The following is an 18,617-nucleotide window of genomic DNA, read 5'->3' as shown; positions in this document are numbered from 1 at the left end:
ATCTTGCTTGTCAAACCTATGAGGACTAAAGATTCATCGTTATTTCTTCGCCGTAGGTTCGTTTTGTTTATTCACCTGCATAGCCATCATTTCTTTCATGGTTTTGTTCATGCCTTCGGTGCTGCCATCCAAAAAGATGACGTTGCCATCGCCGTTTTCAGCAAAATGTTTGATAGATTCTGTCCACATGGTGAATAAGATTACCGAAATGTCCAGGTTGGCCTGTTCCATTTCCTGGGCGGCTTTACTCATCCCATGGGCAACCTCTGCACGGAACAACGCAATACCCTGTCCGCGTAATTGAGCAGCTTCACGTTCAGCAGTTGCCGCAATTTTGATCGCATTACCATCTGCTTCTGCAGCTTTGGTTTTCGTAATCAATAGCGCCTGACCTTCGTTCTCAGCAGCTGCTTTTAAGTTGTTTGATGCCACCACGCGGCTCATAGAGCGCATAATTTCTTCATCGAAAGTAATATCATTTAACTGAAGATCCTGAAGGTGGTAACCCCAGCCATCTAAAACCTGGTCAATCTGCTCTTTTACATGCAATACAATTTCATTTCGCTGAGCCAACACATTTGCTTGTTTTTGTGTAGCTACATAAGCACGGATCGAACCTTCGATGGTTCTGATTAAAGCTTGCATCAGGTTTGTAGCATCAACGAATTTAAAGGCTACATTCTTAATCGTTTCTTCATCCTGGTTCACAACAGAATATAAAAGCATGGCTTTAAAATATACATTGGCCTGATCTTGCGTTACCGCCTGGAAAGATAACTCTACCGAGCGGTTCTGAATAGAAATGCGGGAGTAAATTTGCTCTATTAATGGGATTTTAAAATTTAAACCTGGTCTTAACTGACGGCGGTACTTACCGAAAACCGTTACCACCGCAATGGTTCCCTGTTTAACGGTAACAAATGAGCTGAGTAGGATAATGAATGCTACAATAGCTACAACGTAAATGGTGTATTGCATAATTAGATTTTTTTATGAAGTTATAAAAAAATAAATACAAACGATTCATCATCCATTTTCCAGTGTTCAAACAAAAGCCGTAAATTTTTGTCTTATGTTAAAAAAAACAGATCATGAATGTAAAACGCACTTTTGGAACCGTGTTAACGATATTGGGAATCATCGGCCTAATTTATGCCGGATATGGATTCGTAAACCACAGCCAAAATACAAGGGGATTAATGGTTTACGGTATTATCGGACTGATTTTCTTTGTATCAGGTATTGGATTGGTAAAGAATACGAAGGATGAGAGTTAGGTTAACCCTTCCTCCTATACTTTCTCGACAATAGAAAAAGTACAATTGCTGCGCCGATGGCCAGGCCAAGATAAATTCCATCTTTAAAATTTGCGGCATGAGTAGTGTCCAGAATAACAGCAATCATTTTTGTTTCTTTTTGTGTTTGATGATCTGGTATTGACTAAAGGCAACCAAAGATCCTGCTAAAATGATAATTCCTGCAGATAATAGATTCTTTGGATTTTGATTGATATAGTATGCTGCGGCCAAAACCATAAGTGCTGCTGCGATACCAATAATATAGTGAAGTATTAATCCCGTTTTCATAAGGCAAATATTCTGAATTAATTTGAGATTGATGTCGCAGAAGATTAATCTTTTAAGCTGATCTTGTTATTCTCAAATTTAAGTTGATGACCGACGAAATCAATATCAGTGAGTTCTTTGATGCGTTTAAAAGCCGCGTCGTTCTCATCAAGGGTTAGGCGGTTAATTTTATCCTGTTTAACGGATACTATATCTGCATATAAAAAATCGCCTTTGGCATTTATTTTTAGTTGAAGTAATGGGGCGATGCCGTTATTGCCTTTTAAGCTAAACATGCCATAAGTGCAAAAATTACCTAAACTGTAAGCGATAAATTTATTTTTATATACTTCAACTGCCCGGGTTACATGCGGGCCATGGCCCAAAACTACATCAGCACCCGCATCGATCACCGCATGTGCAAAAGCATAAACATTCCCTCTGTTTTCTTTATAAAAGATCTCGTTTTTACGGGGAACATGTTCAAACCTGGCTCCTTCGCCCCCGCCATGAAAAGAAACAATTACGATATCCGCCATTTTTTTTAAACGGGTAACCAATGCTTTTGCGCTGTCGACCTTGTTGATTGATACCGTATTCTCGTTAGGTGCAAAAGCACAGAAGGCATATTTAACGCTATCTTTTTCAAAAATTTCGAAAGGTTTGTTTACCTGGCCAGCGTAGTGAATTTGTAAAGAATCTAAAATTCTTGCTGTATTTTTTCTCCCCTTCGCATCAAAATCACCCACATGGTTGTTTGCAATGCTTAAAACGTTAAAACTTGCTTTTTTATAAATCTCCGCGTAACGTTCAGGCATTCTGAAGGCATAACAATTGTTAGGGTTAATGCCATTACATTTGTTAGAACTGCCTGAATTCAAAAAACAGCCTTCCAGGTTTCCAAATACAATATCACCTTTTAATAAACTATCTACCGCTTGAAAGCTGTTAATAGCATCATCAGGCGGTAGATTGATTTTGGAAGGAAAGGCCGAGCCGAGCATGATATCACCAACAGCGGTGATGGATATTGTATCCTTTATTTTCCTGATTGTGGTGTCTTGTTTGACCAATGGGGCTGCAACCTGTGCATTATTGCTGGTACAGCTGATCAGGGTAATTACAACAAAAGGTAATATTAAAATGGTGTTAATAAGCTTCATTAAGTGTGTATTGTATTTATGAAAGTCGTCATCTCAACTGAAGCACAGTCCCGAAGTTTCGGGAGAGAGATTTGCAGTAGATTTCTCATTGCGTTTCACTCCGCTCAAATGACGACCTGGAGTTGTGTTAAACAAAAAATCCTCCGAAATTTCTTTAGGAGGATTCTATATTTTTAGTAACTGTCAACTTAAAAACGTTAACCGCCAACTGAACTATTCTACTTCAAATTCTTTTTTAAACGATTCTAATACACGCCCGCCCTTGTAAAAGTAACGGCTATAATAAGGCTCGTTCAGGTTGCTGATTACTACGCCACGTGAGCTGGATGCATGTGCAAACCTGTTGTCACCAAGGTAGATACCAACGTGTGAAATACTTCTGCTTTTAATCTTGAAGAAAACCAGGTCGCCCTCTTTTAAATCTTCTTTAGATAAGGGATCTACCATGCTGAAAATATCGCGAGAATTTCTTCTGATGGTAGTGTTGAAAACTTTGTCGTAAATCGCTTTAGTAAAAGCCGAGCAATCAATGCCTCTTTTACTGTTTCCACCATAACTATATGGTGTTCCGATCCATTCGTATATAAATTTGTAGAGTTTTAAATTCGAGGTTGCATCTACCGCAACACCCATTACCTGCGAAAAATATTGTGATGCAAGGTTATCAGGGTCATTTAATTCTTTACCAGATTCTTTTGTTTTTGTTTGCGCAAATGCGGTTGAGAGCGTGCAGATAGCAATTAGGGTAGAAAACAAAATTTTTTTAATCATGTTATACAGTTATGTTTGGGTATTCACTTACACATTAACGTACACCACATGGGCTTATTGTTGGTTGTCAAAAGTATTGATTATACAAATGTTATCCAAATGTAATGTTATAAAAAGTGAAAGTTATTAACATTTTTGTTTTTTATCCACCGTTTTCAAACAGAAAATCAGCCTGAAACAATCTTTTTTTAAAAGTATTTTTGTTTTTGATATTCCATTTTGGTTTAAGATTGCCTTATTTTTAAATTGTGGAAATAAGCGCTAATGCAAAATTAAATTTCAGAATAAATTGAATACATATTATGATAAAGGGCGTTGATTTAATTATAAAAAATCTGCATCAAATGAGCGAAAGCACTTCTGGTTTGTATTTAATTGTAAAACAACTGTTAAATCTGATTTTAACCCCAATACCATGATGTTTTTACACTTAAAAGTGCCAAAAATTACAATAAAAAAATTAGATTTGCTGTCGCAAAAAACAAATACCCTAAAATGAGTGCAGTAGAAATAAATAAAGATACCTGGTTAAAGTGGTTTGAGTCGATGTTGCTGATGCGCAAATTCGAAGAGAAAACCGGCCAGTTATACGGACAACAAAAAATACGTGGCTTTTGTCATTTATACATTGGACAAGAAGCTGTAGTTGCAGGAGCAATATCTGCAATGCAAAAAGGCGATTCAATGATTACCACTTACCGTGATCATGCCCATGCCTTAGCTTTAGGAGTTAGTGCTGATAGTATTATGGCAGAAATGTACGGTAAAGCTACAGGTTGCTCTAAAGGTAAAGGTGGTTCAATGCACATGTTCAGTAAAGAGCATAACTTTTACGGTGGTCATGCAATTGTTGGCGGTCAGATTCCTCTAGGTGCTGGCGTTGCTTTTGCAGAAAAATATAAAGGTACCGATAACGTTAACATTTGTTATATGGGCGATGGTGCGGTGCGCCAGGGTGCATTAAACGAAACTTTTAACATGGCCATGCTTTGGAAATTGCCTGTTATTTTTGTTTGCGAAAACAATGGTTATGCAATGGGTACCTCGGTACAACGTACTACGAACATGACCGATATTTATAAAATTGGTTTAGGTTTTGATATGCCATGCGCACCAGTTGATGGTATGGATCCGGTTGCGGTTCACAACGCCATGGATGAGGCTATTCAACGTGCACGTAAAGGCGAAGGACCAACTTTCTTAGAAATGAGAACTTACCGTTACCGTGGTCACTCGATGTCCGATCCTGCTAAATACCGTACCAAAGAAGAATTAGAAGATTACAAAGCAAAAGATCCTGTTGAGCATGCAAGAGAAACTATTCTAAAAGAAAAGTATGCAGACGAAGCATGGATTGAAGAAGTAGAGGCTAAAGTAAAAGCAACTGTTGATCAGGCAGTGAAATTTGCTGAAGAATCTCCTTGGCCAGAAGCATCTGAATTATACAAAGATGTATATATGACCGAGAACTACCCTTACGTAATGGACTAATATTAATAAGATTTCAATTAATTAGATATAATGGCTGATGTAATTAAAATGCCCAAAATGAGCGACACCATGACCGAAGGGGTTTTGGCGAAGTGGCATAAAAAAGTGGGCGATAAAGTGAAAAGCGGCGATGTTTTGGCAGAAGTAGAAACTGACAAGGCAACAATGGATATGGAATCTTATTGGGATGGTACGCTTTTATACATAGGTGTAGAAGAGGGAACAGCTGTTCCTGTTGATGCCATCATGGCCGTTATCGGTAAAGAAGGTGAAGATTATAAAACTGCTCTGGAAGCAGAACAGTCGGCAAGTCCGAAGTCTGAAAGCAAAGACGATGCTCCAAAAGCTGAAGATAAAAAAGAGGAAGCTGCCCCTGCTCAAGGCGGTGGTTTAAGCGAAGAAGAATTGGCTGCTAAAGGTGTTACGGTGATCCGCATGCCTTTATTAAGCGATACCATGACTGAAGGCGTAATAGCCGAATGGCATAAAAAAGTTGGCGATAAAGTTAAGGATGATGATGTACTTGCTGATGTAGAAACCGATAAGGCAACTATGGAAGTAATGGGTTATGCAACCGGAACTTTATTACATATCGGTGTAGAAAAAGGCCAGGCTGCTAAAGTAAACGGAATTATCGCAATCGTTGGTCCCGAAGGAACAGATGTTAGCGGAATTTTGGCTGGAGGAGCTCAAAGCTCAAACGCTAAAGCTGAAGGCGGGGAAGAAGCTCCGAAAGAAGAAAAACAAGCTGCAACTGCTGATGCAAATACTTCTGCTCCTGTTGCAGAAAGTTCATCAGATAGCCGTGTTAAAGCATCTCCTTTGGCTAAGAAAATCGCTAAAGATAAAGGGATTGATTTAGCACAAGTTGCAGGTAGTGCAGAAGGTGGCCGTATCATTAAAAAAGATATCGAAAACTTTAAACCATCAGCTGCACCTGCTAAAGCAGAGTCTGCTTCAGCTCCGGCTGCTGAGAAAGCTGCTGCACCAGCACCAGTTATTCCTACTTACGTTGGCGAAGTTAAATTTACTGAAGCTCCGGTTTCGCAAATGCGTAAAGTAATTGCAAAACGTTTAGCAGAAAGTTTATTTACTGCTCCTCACTTCTACTTAACCATCAGTATTGATATGGATAATGCAATGGCTGCACGTACTGCAATCAATGCTGTTGCTCCGGTTAAGGTTTCTTTCAACGATATCGTTATTAAAGCGGTTGCGGTTGCCTTGAAAAAACACCCGGCTGTTAACTCATCATGGGGTGGCGATAAAATCAGGTTTAACGAGCATACCAATATTGGTGTAGCCATGGCTGTTGAAGACGGTTTATTGGTGCCAGTAGTACGTTTTGCTGATGGTAAATCATTATCACACATTTCTGCTGAAGTAAAAGATTTCGGTGGAAAAGCAAAAGCTAAAAAATTACAGCCAGCAGATTGGGAAGGTTCTACCTTTACCGTATCTAACTTAGGGATGTTCGGTATTGATGAGTTTACATCAATCATCAACTCTCCTGATGGTGCAATTTTATCAGTAGGCGCTATCCAGCAAGTTCCGGTTGTTAAAAACGGTGCTGTTGTTCCTGGTAATGTAATGAAATTGACTTTAGGTTGCGATCACCGTGTTGTTGATGGTGCAACAGGAGCACAATTCTTACAAACGTTAAAAGGTTTATTAGAAGAGCCAATCAGGTTATTGGCGTAATGCATTTGTCATCCTGAGCTTCTCGAAGGATCTCATTATAAAATTAAAAGCCATCCTTTCAGGGTGGCTTTTTTGCGTTTAAGGCTTTTAGTAAATGGCGACTTAATTTGCTATTTTTGATTAAACCTTAAACCAAAACAAATGAGGAAAATAATTCTTTTTGCTGCCTGTATTAGCGCGGTAGTTGCCTGTAAGCAAAAAAGTAGTTCGGAGAATGCCGATAATAAAGCTTTTGCTGCCATGTGTGAACAATATTATCAGGATGGATTAAAATTAAACCCGCTTAATGCTACATATATTGGCGATGAACGTTATAATGATCTTTTGGCCAACGATGGATCGCAGGCATATTTAAAAGAATTTAAAAGCTACAATCAGCGTTATCTGGAAAGCTTAGGTAAGTATGACCGCGAAAGTTTTGATGCAAACGATAAATTATCTTTCGACTACCTGAAAGATCAATTGGAAGTCAATTTGGAAGGTTTGAAATATCACTCAGAATATCTGCCATTTAACCAAATGATCGCTCTGCCCCTCACCATTGGTCAACTCGGTTCAGGAACGGGAGCCCAACCATTTAAAACCGTAAAAAATTATGAAGATTGGCTAAAGCGTGCCGCAGCGTTTTCGGTATGGGCAGATACTGCCATTGGAAATTTTAAAAAAGGTGTAACAGCAGGTATTGTATTGCCAAAAGCATTGGTGGTAAAAATGATTCCCCAGATGCAGGGTATGGTGGTAGCCAAACCTGAAGAAAGTTTGTTTTATGGCCCCATTAAGTTAATGCCAAACAGTTTTTCTGCAGCAGATAGAGAGAAATTAACAGGGGCGTACCGCAATTCGATTACCAATGTGATCATTCCAGCCTATAAAAAACTGGGCGATTACCTTCAAAATGAATATTTACCAAAAAGCCGTACAACATCTGGTTATTCTGCCATGCCTGGTGGCTTGGCCTGGTACACTTATCTGGTGAAACAACAAACCACTACTACCAAAACACCCGAAGAGATTTATCAAACAGGTTTAAAGGAGGTTGCCCGTATTAAAGGCCAAATGGATAGCATTAAAAATCTGGTAGGTTTTAAGGGCGATTTAAAAGCCTTTTTCGAGTACATGAAAACCGATAAAAAATTTATGCCTTATAAAACACCAAAAGAAATTTTAGATGCTTTTGAAAATATCCACCAGCGCATGAAACCCAATTTGAAAAAGATGTTTGACGTAGAACCTAAAACACCTTTCGAAATTCGCCAAACAGAGGCTTTCAGGGCAGCTTCGGCCAGTGCAGAGTACAATCAGGGTTCGGCTGACGGAACGAGGCCAGGGATATTTTATGTGCCGATTTTAGATGCAAAAACATTTAACACTACTTCGGGGATGGAATCCTTATTTCTGCACGAGGCAATTCCTGGCCACCATTACCAGATTTCTTTAACACAGGAGAATAAATCATTACCTAATTTCCGTCGTTTTGGTGGGCACAATGCTTATGTAGAAGGTTGGGCGTTGTATTGCGAATCTTTAGGGAAAGAATTAGGCCTTTATCAGGACCCTTACCAACACATGGGTGCTTTGGGTGATGAAATGCACCGGGCGATCCGTTTGGTTGTTGATGTAGCCATTCATAGCAAGAACATGAGCAGAGAAGCTGCGATTAAATATATGACGGATAATGAAGCCATCAGTACCGAAGGCGCTACAGCCGAAATAGAACGTTATATGGGGATGCCAGCACAGGCTTTGGGCTACAAAACCGGTGCCATGAAAATTCGCGAATTAAGGGCTAAATACGAAAAAGAGTTAGGACCTAAATTTAAACTGGCCGCTTTCCATACTGCTGTTTTAAAAGATGGATCGTTGCCGCTATCTGTTTTTGAAACAAAAATGGATGATTGGGCAGCAAGCCAGAAATAAGATCTATATATAGTTGTCCAAGAAGTCGTCATTTCGAGCAAAGTGAAACGCAGCCGAGAAATCTATCTAGATAGATCTCTCCATTCTGCGATGCTCCAGTCGAGATGACGATCATTATTTACGCCGTGGTTCGTGTCTGCAAGAACCGCTATTATCCCAATTCATCAAATTCCGAAACCCTTTTCCAATTACTTTGTTAATGATTAAAACACCCAAATCATGGACAGAGAAAAATTGATACAAGAAGCTTATTTAGTTGCGCATAAAATTGAAGAAAATGGCAATTTCCCTAATAACCCCACTTTGCCATTAATGATCTACAAAGGTACTTTCAGGTTACATCCTGACGATACGGAAGAGGTAATCAGAAAGGTTTTTGCGCAGAATGGTTATACCAATTCGTGGGTGGATGGCATTTTCGATTATCATCATTACCACAGTAATACGCACGAAGTGATGGGGGTATTCTGTGGCAAGGCCGATGTACAGTTTGGTGGCGATCACGGTGTTTGTATCGAACTGGATAAGGGCGATGTGATCATCATTCCGGCAGGTGTTGCACACAAAAAACTAAACTCAAGTGATGACTTTACCGTGGTGGCAGCCTACCCGAATGGTGCCGGGTATAACATGAAATATGGTACGGTAGAAGAGCGCCCTGAGGCTGATGATGACATTGCTAAAGTGAACAATCCGGATAGCGACCCTGTTTATGGAAGTAAAGGCCATTTGTTTGAGTGCTGGTACAATCAAAAATGCGAAAATGTGTAAAACTCTTTCGTTTTTACCGTCTAAAATTCTTTAATTTTCGGGTTTTAAATACACTATCCCTGATATAAATGAATTTTCGATATATATGTTCAGCATTAGCCCTCTCCGCAACCTTATTAACCGCCTGTTCAGGCAAAAAAGCTGAAGAGAAAAAGGCGGCAGAAAAAAAAATCCGCACCAAAGAAGATGACAAGGCCGATAGCCTTTTATTGGTTTACAATCCGGAAAAAGGAGATAAATGGATTGCTGATTTTGTAGATAACCTGCATAAGAAATTTGGCTTTAACGGCAATATGCTGGTGGCTAAAGACGGAAAAATCCTTTACGAAAAAGCCATTGGATGGGCTGACTATCTTCACCGCGATAGCCTTAACATTAACTCCGAGTTCGAGCTGGCTTCGATTACTAAAACCTTTACCGGCACAGCCATTATGCAATTGGTAGAAGCTGGAAAACTATCATTAAACGACAACGTAAAAAAGTTTTATCCGAATTTTCCTTACGATGGGATCACTGTAAAATTATTACTCTCTCACCGAAGCGGCATGATGAATTACGTGTACTTTATCGATGATATCTGGCGTAAAGAAAAGCGCAACATGAAAAAAGGAGTAACGAATCAGGAAGTGATGGATGTAATTGCCGAACGCAAACCTAATCCATACACCAAACCCGATAACCGTTTCCACTACAATAACTCAAACTTTATGGTTTTGGGTGCCATCATCGAAAAAGTAACCGGACAACGGTATTCACAGTATATGATGGAGCACGTATTTAAGCCAGCCGGATTAAAACATACTCACGTATATAGCACAACCGAATATGAAAAAATCCCGGTTGATGTGGTTGGTCACGATCGTACGTGGCGTTATTCTGTTGCACAAAACTTTTTGGATGGCCCCGTTGGAGATAAAGGTATTTACAGTACGGTACACGACCTGGTACTGTTTGATAAATATTTAAAAAATGGAAGATTGCTGACTCAAAAAAGCCTTGATTCTGCTTATACAGGTCACAATAAGCCCGTAAACGGACATTTTAACTATGGTTACGGCTGGAGGATGTTTGATGGCGAAAAAATGGATAAAGTAGTTTACCATACGGGTTGGTGGCATGGGTTCAGACATATTTATGTAAGAGATTTAAACAAAAACATCGTTATTGTGTTTTTAGGCAATCTGACTAACGGAAGTTTAATGCATCTCGACGATCTTTATAAACACTTCGATATGCCAATTATCCGTAAAGGGGCTTACCATGGTAACGGAAGTTTGCCAGGTTCGGATGAAGATTAATTTTTATGGCAAAAACAAAATGGATTATCGGCCCTGGTACATTAACCATCTATCCTAAAAGAAATTTAAGGATAGTTGGTGTTATCTTTTTTGTACTATTTGCGGCCTTTATTTTCTTTTTATCGAGATCGATCCAGGGTTATTCAACTGAACTCACCTTTGGATATTATGGACTTTTATTGTTAATTCCACTTTTGCTGATTTTTATTGCCGAAACGAAAGTCGTTTTTGATGGAAATAACAGAGTTTTGTATAAAAAGATTGCGTTTTTGCCTACAGGGTCGATCCCATTTGATGATATCGCTTCTGTTGAGCCTTACGAAATATTGGGCAGTGGTTACAATTACAGGCTTTTTAAAAAAAGTAACCGTCATGGTAAAGGATTAATTGTTTCCGGTGGTTACAGCAAAGCCAGTAGCCCTAACCTCATCCAGTTTCAACAAGAAGTATTGCCAAAAATTGATGAACTGGTTTTTGCCAATGCTCCCGTAATCCCTAAACAGGCCATTTACGACTTTCAGTTTTTTAAAGATGAAGGAGGCGTATACCTGTTGCGCGATAATAAGCTGGGCAGCTTGATCTTTGGATTCATTTTTATCGGCGCTACCGTTGCTATATTGCTTAATCCCGGCTTTATGGCTAACGAGAATGCTTTTAAAAGAATGTTTTTAAGCTACCTCCCCGCGGCCATTGGTTTCGGGCTTCTTTTTGCGGCAACTTCGAATTTCCGCTTTGATAAGAGCCAAAGAAAAATTATCCGATCTACATTTGCAGGCAGAGTAATAAAAGAATATCCCTTTGATGACCTGATCCGTTTTCAGGTGATCAGGAAAACAACCAATCTTATGTATTCAGGTACCGAAGTAAGGGCAGAGATTTTATTGCCTGCCAAAAACAAAGTAACCATCTTAAACCTTAAACACTTTACCGGCACTAAAAAAATTGAGCGCTTTCTGGATGAAGCGAATACGATTTTGGGCCGAATTTAGTTTTACTATAAATACTAACTGTTATGTTCGATAAATTATTTGCGGCTCAGCAAAAAGCCGAAGAAATTAAAAAACGCCTTGATACCATATCGGTATATGGAGAAGTTGAAAATGGTGCGATAAAAATCACTGCAACAGCAAATAAAGCCATTACCGCAGTAGCCATTGACGAAGAATTTTTAAAAAATGCAGATAAAGAGGAGTTGGAAGAACTTTTATTAACTGCTATTAACAAAGCCATGGCAAGTGCTGAACAGGTTAGCGCTGCCGAAATGCAGGCATCAGCACAGGATATGCTGGGTGGCTTAGGTGGCATGTTTGGTCAATAGTGCCATTCTCACTAAATCAATCTTGATTCCCAAATCTTACTACTTGATACTAAAATTATGAAATACACTTATTATGGCCAGTCTTGTTTCTTACTCGAAGCTGCTGGTAAAAAATTATTGTTCGATCCATTTATATCACATAACCCATTAGCTAAAAATATAGATATTAAGGCTATTGAGGCTGATTATATTTTGGTTAGTCATGGTCATGGAGATCATGTAGCCGATTTAGTAGCATTGGCCAAACAAACCCAGGCAACTGTTATTGCAATGCCTGAAATTACCGACTGGGCTTCGAAGCAAGGTGTAGAAAAAGTACATGGAATGAATTTTGGTAAATTTACTTTCGAATGGGGTGCTGTACGCATGGTACCTGCTACACATTCTTCTGGTTTACCCGACGGAAGTTATGGCGGTAACCCAGCCGGTTTTGTGCTGGAAGTAGAAGGTAAACAAATTTATTTTGCAGGTGATACTGGTTTAACCATCGAAATGAAGGTTTTGGCTGATATTTATAACCTGGATTATGCGATCTTACCAATCGGAGGAAATTACACCATGGATGTTGATGATGCCTTAATCGCCACTAAGTATTTTGATTGCGATAAGGTAATTGGTGTACATTATAATACTTTCCCTGTAATTGAAATTGATACCAAAGCTGCTTTGGATAAATTTGAGCGCGAAAAGAAAACTTTATTGTTACCTGAAATAGGTGAAACGATAAGCTTATAGTTCAATTATTCGTCATTTCGACTGAAGTGCAATCCCGAATATTCGGGAGAGAAATCTATCTCGAGGTAGATCTCTCCGCTACACTGCGTTCCGGTCGAGATGACGATTTTTTTTGCGAATTGCATGCTTAAGGAGTAATTCATGTAGCGTAAAAACAAAAAAGGGCCTCTAATTTTCATTAGAGACCCTTCAAATTATAAACCTGAACCTAATTCTTCTTAGCAGCTTCTTTATTTGCTTTGTAACGCATATCAGCTGTGCCATCTTTTTTAGTTGGACCAGCAACTTTAGTTACTGCTTTTGCTTTATTATCTTTAAAACGCATATCTGGCGTACCATCTGCTTTTACTTTAGCAGCTGTAGTAGTGGTTTTAGTCTCTACCTTTTTGGCCTCTTGTTTTACCCCTGCTTTTACCGGAGCAGTTGTTGTTTTTACTTCTTTTTTAGCAACCATTTTGGTTTTAGCTGCTGGCGCTGTTGCAGGTGTTTGAGCAAATGCTGTTGTTAAACCAAATGCTGCGATTGCGATTAAACTCAATAACTTTTTCATAATTTCTGATTTTTGTTTTACTCGTTTTTTTGTTGATATAAAATTCATTAATTGATATGAAGTTTTAATGAAGATAACGAATATTTTTATTTTTTTAATAAACCTAACTTATCGTGAAATTAATATTGATGTTGCATGGTACAGAGATAGGTTTTCCGAACAGGGTGGCCGGAATCCAATCCGGCGATTGGCGCAAAATCCTGATGGCTTCTTCAGCCAGGCTGATGTGAGGTGCAGAAATAATTTTTATATCTTCTATTTTGCCCGTACCGGACACCATAAAGGATAAGTATACCTTTCCCTGGTTTCTGTTGTTTCGGGCTTCTACAGGGTACCTGATACTTTTGGCCAAAAACATATAAAACTTCTTCATCCCACCCTGAAATGATGGCTCGGTTGTAATACCGGCTTTGGTTACCGGTTCTCCATTCCTGTCCAGATAGGTACTGTCAGTCAAGTTACCCTTTCCATCATAAAGTTCTTTTAGGGCAAGTTTACCATCTTCATAAAAGAGTTTCGATTCACCAACTTTATAGGCTTTCGCATAATGCTCACTCCATTTTGTATTGCCGTTTTTCCAGTATTGGATATGCGGTCCGTTAAGCTTATCTTCCTCAAATATTTTCGATTCTTTTGGTTTGCCATCAGCATCGAAATTTGTCCAAAGGCCTGTTTTTTTGTTATTGAGGTATAATCCTTTTAATAAAATTTTACCGTTTTCATATTCAAAATACCCGCCATTTAGCTTTTTTAGTTTACGATCGGCAAATGTCTCCGTTTTGATTAATTCCTGTTTCCAATTAAAAGTTGTTTTGAGCCAAACACTGTCTTTTTTGTACACTTTATATGTTTCAACCGGCTTAATTTTTTCTTTATAATAGTTTTCGCCAAAACTATAAGTAATCAGCGTATCACTTTTTTGGGCCATACATCCAATGGATATCAGGCAACATAAAATGAATATGGATAAGGTTTTCATGTTAATGTGCCGCCAGCCAGTTATCACCCTCACCAATTTCTACTACAATAGGAACGGTTAATTTAATAGCATTCGCCATTTTATCCTGTATAATGGCTTTCATTACGTCTTTTTCCGAGCGTAACACATCAAACACCAACTCATCATGTACCTGCATGGTCATGGTGGATTGCAGATGCTGTGCTTTCATTTCTTTATGGATATTGATCATGGCAATTTTGATCATATCTGCTGCCGAGCCCTGAATAGGTGCGTTAATGGCATTTCGTTCGGCAAAACCCCTTACCGTCTGATTGGCCGAGTTAATGTCTCTTAAATAGCGTCTTCTACCCATTATCGTTTCCACAAATCCGTTCTCCCGTGCAAAGTTCATGGTATCGCTCATGTAACGTTTAATGCCCGGGTATTGCTCAAAATATTGTTCTATAATTTCTGCTGCCTCTTTACGCGGAATGCCCAAATTCTGCGATAAACCAAAAGCAGATTGACCGTAGATGATCCCAAAGTTTACTGCTTTTGCATTTCTACGCTGGGTTCCGTCTACCTCTTCGATACTTACACCATATACTTTGGCGGCTGTGGCGGTGTGGATATCGATCCCTTTGTTAAAAGCATCGAGCATATTTTCTTCCTTACTGATTTCGGCAATAATGCGCAATTCGATCTGCGAATAATCGGCCGATAACAGGATATGGTTCTCATCTCGTGCAATAAAGGCTTTACGTACCTCTCTGCCACGTTCGCTGCGGATCGGAATATTCTGTAAGTTCGGATTGTTAGAGCTTAACCTGCCAGTAGCGGCTACTGCCTGATTGTAAGATGTGTGTACACGACCTGTTTTTGGGTTAACCATCAAAGGCAATGCATCAACGTAAGTTGATTTAAGCTTCTGTAGCTGGCGAAAATCTAAAATATCCTGTACAATATCACTTTTACTGGCTAAGGCTGTTAAAACATCTTCTCCGGTTTGATACTGACCAGTTTTAGTCTTTTTAGCTTTAGGATCAAGCTGAAGTTTATCAAACAGCACCTCTCCCAATTGTTTTGGCGAGGCCAGGTTAAATTTAATCCCTGCTTTGTCATATACATTCTGTTCGAACTTGATGATTTCGGTTTCAAGCTCTTTAGAATAGGCCTTTAAGGTTTCAATATCAATGCGAACACCTTCCTTTTCAATATCTGCCAATACATAAACCAAAGGATTCTCTATTTCTTCGGCCAGTTTAGCCGCGTTTAGTTCTTTTAATTTCGGCTCGAAAATGTGGGCCAACTGTAAGGTAACATCAGCATCTTCGGCTGCATAATCTACCACATCAATTACCGGTACATCACGCATGGTGCCCTGGTTTTTACCTTTTGCACCAATCAGTTTGGTAATGGAGATGGGCGAGTAACCCAAATAGTTCTCTGATAAAACATCCATGCCATGGCGGGTATCAGGATCTATTAAATAGTGTGCAAGCATCGTATCGAACAGTTTTCCTTGTACCTGAAGGCCATACCATTTTAATACCAGAATGTCGTATTTGGTATTCTGCCCGATTTTTTCGATAGCCTCATTCTCCAGCACTACCCTAAACTCATCAACAATAAGCTGGGCTTTTTCCCTTTCTGCCGGAACAGGGATATAATAACCTCTACCTGGTTTTATCGAGAAAGATAAACCCACTAAATCGGCCATGTTTGCATCAGTGCCTGTTGTTTCCGTATCGAACGAAATCCGTTTCTCGGCAAGCAATAATTTGATTAAATCGGCACGTTGCTCAGCGGTATCAACCAACTGGTAATCGTGTTCTGTATTTTCGATGGTTTTAGCCGGAAGTTTTTCAGCCGGTTCTTCTTCGAGCGTATTGGTATATTGAATGGCTTCACCAGCCTGGTTGCCAAATAAATCGGTTTGGGTGCCTTCCTGAAAACGGGCAGTGGTAACTGAAAATTCATCTCCAAATACCCTGCGGCCTAGCGTCCTGAATTCTAATTCGGTAAATAAGGGTTCTAATAAATCGCGACTCGGATCGCAAAGCTCTAAGCTCGCTTCATCCAACTCAACCGGAACATCCAATAAAATGGTAGCCAGTTTTTTAGAAAGCAAACCCTGTTCGGCAAAATTTTCTACGTTTTCGCGCTGCTTGCCTTTTAATTCGTGCGAGTTTTCGATAATTTTCTCCATCGAGCCATATTGTTTGATCAGCGCTTTTGCTGTTTTCTCGCCAATGCCTGGAATACCCGGGATGTTATCAACGGCATCGCCCCATAAACCCAGAATATCGATTACCTGTAACACATTTTCGATTTCCCATTTGGCCAATATTTCTTTTACACCCAATATTTCCATATCGTTACCCATACGGGCCGGTTTGTAAATAAAAATATTTTCAGAAACCAGTTGCGCAAAATCCTTATCTGGTGTCATACAGTATACCTGATAACCTTTTTGCTCCGCTTTTTTAGCCAGTGTACCAATAATATCATCGGCTTCGTAACCATCAGAAGTAATCACCGGGATATTAAAGCCGGTAATCAGTTTAATTACATAGGGCATTGCAGCAGCCAGATCTTCGGGCATTGCTTGTCGTTGGGCTTTATATGCCTCAAATGTAGTATGCCTTTCTGTTGGTGCCTCCGTATCGAAAACAACCGCGATATGTGTCGGTTTTTCTTTCTTCAAAACATCTAATAAGGTATTGGTAAAGCCCATCACTGCCGATGTATTGATACCCGTTGAAGTAAAACGGGGATTTTTACTTAATGCAAAATGCGCCCTGTACATTAGCGCCATACCGTCTAGGAGAAAGAGTTTTTTATTCATGTGGTTACACTGATTTTATGATTACACCGATAAATAGATTTACCGGATGATAAATTAACCAAAGTTAAAGGTTTAGAAGAGATATATACTCATTTTAACTTAAAAAGAACTCTAGTGTGATCATTACAAAATTAAAAAAGCAATGCAGTAAGATAGAATATAATAAGCCATATTTTATACGGAGATAGCCCAAAGACAAGGCGGTAAAAGCTTGTGAGATGACAAATATGATAAAGGCAGGATCACTAAGCGTTAAACCTTTAATATTGGATAAATGTATCAGGCCAAATATAATGGCAGAATAATAAAATAGATAACCAAATGACCGTTGTTGAAAAACCAGTCTTTTACGGACGTTCATCCGTTTAAAATATCCATGAAAAATTAGTGCTACAAGGAGAAAAAAGATATAGATTGACCAAGTGAGGTACTTACTGTTTATAAAATAAGCAGATATTAAAGCGAAGGTAAAGCATACAAAATAAATGGGCAGATACTTTTTGCGCAATTGCCATCTAAATAAAAATTCTTCTATTGTTGGAGCAATAATGCAGGCAATAAATAAGCTTGTTATAAACCCGTATTTTTTTAATAGATCGATTTTCTCTACATATTCTTTAATAATTTTAAAATGTGCCAGTATATAATAAGTGGCCATCACTAAACTTGCAAATAATAAATCAAGTATGAGCAGCCATAACATATCTCTCCAAAGAGATTTATTATCTTTACTAAGTTTTAAAAGTTTTGGCTTTTTTAAGAATTGCCAAAATGTAGAGCGTGTTTGTATCATTCTTATTTTGAATATTATTTTTGAATAACTTGCGTTATATCACGAGATTACTAACATATGAAGATTTTTAGCTTATTTATTTTATTTTTTTCAATAACCCTTACAATCCAGGCGCAGGATTTTATCGTTAAAAACAACGATGACGTGATTCGTGGAACGATAAAGGGGACCGATTATTTTTCAGTTTTTATCAGTGCTAATGATGAAGCTGATGTGATTTTGCCAGCAAAGGAGGTTAAAAATTTCTTCTGGAACGGCAATAGCTTTGTGAGCAAAGGTTTTGCAAACGGACGTAATTTCGAATACCGTTTTGTAAAAGTAATTGAAATGGGGACGGTTAATCTGTATTCTTTCGGTGGAGGTACTTTAGTGCCTGAGGCAAAAGAGAAAAAAGTAAGGTTCAGGCCGTCAGTAGGCATTGGAACCGGAACGGGTGGTTACGGTGGTATGGGCATGGGTGGAGGAATTAGCATTGGCGGTGGACGAAGTTCCGCTCCGGAGAGACCAGCAGGGGCACCTGCAGTCCGCTACTTTATCGAAAAGCCAGGTGCGGGGCCTTTACAGGAAGTGCCTATGAAAGCAATAACGGATGATGGCAGAAAGATGGAAGTTAGAAGTATTCTATTGCAAAAAATGGCCGATCAACCTGAAATAAGAGCTAAAGTAGAAGCAGGAACGGACTTTAATAGCAGGGATGTAATTGAATGGGTAAAGGATTATAATGCGGCTAAAAAGTAGACAGAATTAATGATAGAT

19 protein-coding genes are annotated in these 18,617 nt (G+C 39.0%); 10 read left to right on the top strand and 9 right to left on the bottom strand.

Features of this window, described 5'->3' with window-relative positions:
- Nucleotides 1-39: 39 nt before the first annotated feature.
- Entirely contained in the window at nt 40-978 is a 939-nt protein-coding gene (locus tag R2R28_RS15400) for an SPFH domain-containing protein (RefSeq protein WP_316826575.1), read from the bottom strand.
- A gap of 113 nt (nt 979-1,091) precedes the next feature.
- Here R2R28_RS15400 and R2R28_RS15395 point away from each other — a divergent pair, with 113 nt between their 5' ends.
- On the top strand, nt 1,092-1,277 hold the full coding sequence (locus R2R28_RS15395; RefSeq protein WP_025141500.1) for a hypothetical protein: 186 nt from the start codon (nt 1,092-1,094) through the stop codon (nt 1,275-1,277).
- 1 nt (nt 1,278) lies between these two features.
- Here the strand turns inward: R2R28_RS15395 and R2R28_RS15390 are convergent, their stop codons facing one another.
- From R2R28_RS15390 to R2R28_RS15375, 4 genes are all read right to left on the bottom strand, one after another.
- Entirely contained in the window at nt 1,279-1,404 is a 126-nt protein-coding gene (locus R2R28_RS15390; protein ID WP_316826574.1) for a hypothetical protein, read from the bottom strand.
- Complete coding sequence (locus tag R2R28_RS15385) at nt 1,401-1,586, bottom strand: hypothetical protein (protein ID WP_316826573.1); 186 nt, start codon at nt 1,584-1,586, stop codon at nt 1,401-1,403. The genes R2R28_RS15390 and R2R28_RS15385 overlap by 4 nt, the downstream gene beginning before the upstream one ends.
- A gap of 44 nt (nt 1,587-1,630) precedes the next feature.
- Nucleotides 1,631-2,728: a CapA family protein gene (locus tag R2R28_RS15380; protein WP_316826572.1), complete on the bottom strand. Its 1,098-nt coding sequence runs from the start codon at nt 2,726-2,728 to the stop codon at nt 1,631-1,633.
- Between the two features lie 213 nt (nt 2,729-2,941).
- Nucleotides 2,942-3,499: a C40 family peptidase gene (locus R2R28_RS15375; protein WP_025141508.1), complete on the bottom strand. Its 558-nt coding sequence runs from the start codon at nt 3,497-3,499 to the stop codon at nt 2,942-2,944.
- Between the two features lie 495 nt (nt 3,500-3,994).
- Between R2R28_RS15375 and pdhA the strand changes: the two genes are divergently transcribed.
- The 8 genes from pdhA to R2R28_RS15335 all read left to right on the top strand — a co-directional run bounded on the left by pdhA (nt 3,995) and on the right by R2R28_RS15335 (nt 12,730).
- Nucleotides 3,995-4,990 carry a pyruvate dehydrogenase (acetyl-transferring) E1 component subunit alpha gene (pdhA, locus tag R2R28_RS15370; protein ID WP_187592273.1) on the top strand — a complete coding sequence of 332 codons (996 nt, stop codon included), beginning with the start codon at nt 3,995-3,997 and terminating at the stop codon, nt 4,988-4,990.
- Between the two features lie 30 nt (nt 4,991-5,020).
- On the top strand, nt 5,021-6,691 hold the full coding sequence (locus R2R28_RS15365) for a pyruvate dehydrogenase complex dihydrolipoamide acetyltransferase (RefSeq protein WP_316826571.1): 1,671 nt from the start codon (nt 5,021-5,023) through the stop codon (nt 6,689-6,691).
- Between the two features lie 141 nt (nt 6,692-6,832).
- A complete protein-coding gene (locus tag R2R28_RS15360; protein ID WP_316826570.1) occupies nt 6,833-8,608 on the top strand; it encodes a DUF885 domain-containing protein in 1,776 nt (591 codons plus the stop codon).
- Nucleotides 8,609-8,827: 219 nt separating this feature from the next.
- On the top strand, nt 8,828-9,379 hold the full coding sequence (locus tag R2R28_RS15355; RefSeq protein WP_316826569.1) for a cupin domain-containing protein: 552 nt from the start codon (nt 8,828-8,830) through the stop codon (nt 9,377-9,379).
- Nucleotides 9,380-9,447: 68 nt separating this feature from the next.
- Entirely contained in the window at nt 9,448-10,677 is a 1,230-nt protein-coding gene (locus tag R2R28_RS15350; RefSeq protein ID WP_316826568.1) for a serine hydrolase domain-containing protein, read from the top strand.
- A gap of 5 nt (nt 10,678-10,682) precedes the next feature.
- A complete protein-coding gene (locus R2R28_RS15345) occupies nt 10,683-11,666 on the top strand; it encodes a hypothetical protein (RefSeq protein WP_316826567.1) in 984 nt (327 codons plus the stop codon).
- 23 nt (nt 11,667-11,689) lie between these two features.
- On the top strand, nt 11,690-11,995 hold the full coding sequence (locus tag R2R28_RS15340) for a YbaB/EbfC family nucleoid-associated protein (protein ID WP_316826566.1): 306 nt from the start codon (nt 11,690-11,692) through the stop codon (nt 11,993-11,995).
- Between the two features lie 57 nt (nt 11,996-12,052).
- Complete coding sequence (locus R2R28_RS15335; protein ID WP_316826565.1) at nt 12,053-12,730, top strand: metal-dependent hydrolase; 678 nt, start codon at nt 12,053-12,055, stop codon at nt 12,728-12,730.
- A 208-nt stretch (nt 12,731-12,938) separates the two neighbouring features.
- Here the strand turns inward: R2R28_RS15335 and R2R28_RS15330 are convergent, their stop codons facing one another.
- The 4 genes from R2R28_RS15330 to R2R28_RS29190 all read right to left on the bottom strand — a co-directional run bounded on the left by R2R28_RS15330 (nt 12,939) and on the right by R2R28_RS29190 (nt 17,726).
- Nucleotides 12,939-13,280, bottom strand: coding sequence for a hypothetical protein (locus tag R2R28_RS15330; RefSeq protein ID WP_316826564.1), 342 nt, complete (start codon nt 13,278-13,280; stop codon nt 12,939-12,941).
- 103 nt (nt 13,281-13,383) lie between these two features.
- A complete protein-coding gene (locus R2R28_RS15325) occupies nt 13,384-14,208 on the bottom strand; it encodes a TonB family protein (RefSeq protein ID WP_316826563.1) in 825 nt (274 codons plus the stop codon).
- Between the two features lie 52 nt (nt 14,209-14,260).
- Nucleotides 14,261-17,068: a DNA polymerase I gene (gene polA / locus R2R28_RS15320; protein WP_316826562.1), complete on the bottom strand. Its 2,808-nt coding sequence runs from the start codon at nt 17,066-17,068 to the stop codon at nt 14,261-14,263.
- A 94-nt stretch (nt 17,069-17,162) separates the two neighbouring features.
- Nucleotides 17,163-17,726 carry a type II CAAX prenyl endopeptidase Rce1 family protein gene (locus R2R28_RS29190; RefSeq protein ID WP_410479183.1) on the bottom strand — a complete coding sequence of 188 codons (564 nt, stop codon included), beginning with the start codon at nt 17,724-17,726 and terminating at the stop codon, nt 17,163-17,165.
- A gap of 192 nt (nt 17,727-17,918) precedes the next feature.
- Here R2R28_RS29190 and R2R28_RS15315 point away from each other — a divergent pair, with 192 nt between their 5' ends.
- Nucleotides 17,919-18,599 (top strand): hypothetical protein, encoded by a 681-nt coding sequence (locus R2R28_RS15315; RefSeq protein ID WP_316826561.1) that lies wholly within the window; start codon nt 17,919-17,921, stop codon nt 18,597-18,599.
- Nucleotides 18,600-18,617 lie beyond the last annotated feature (18 nt).

It is taken from the genome of Pedobacter miscanthi, from assembly GCF_032678605.1.
Taxonomy (GTDB): Bacteria; Bacteroidota; Bacteroidia; order Sphingobacteriales; family Sphingobacteriaceae; genus Pedobacter; species Pedobacter miscanthi_A.
Note: the sequence above shows the minus strand (reverse complement) of the source record. Positions and strands in the feature narration are given on the sequence as shown.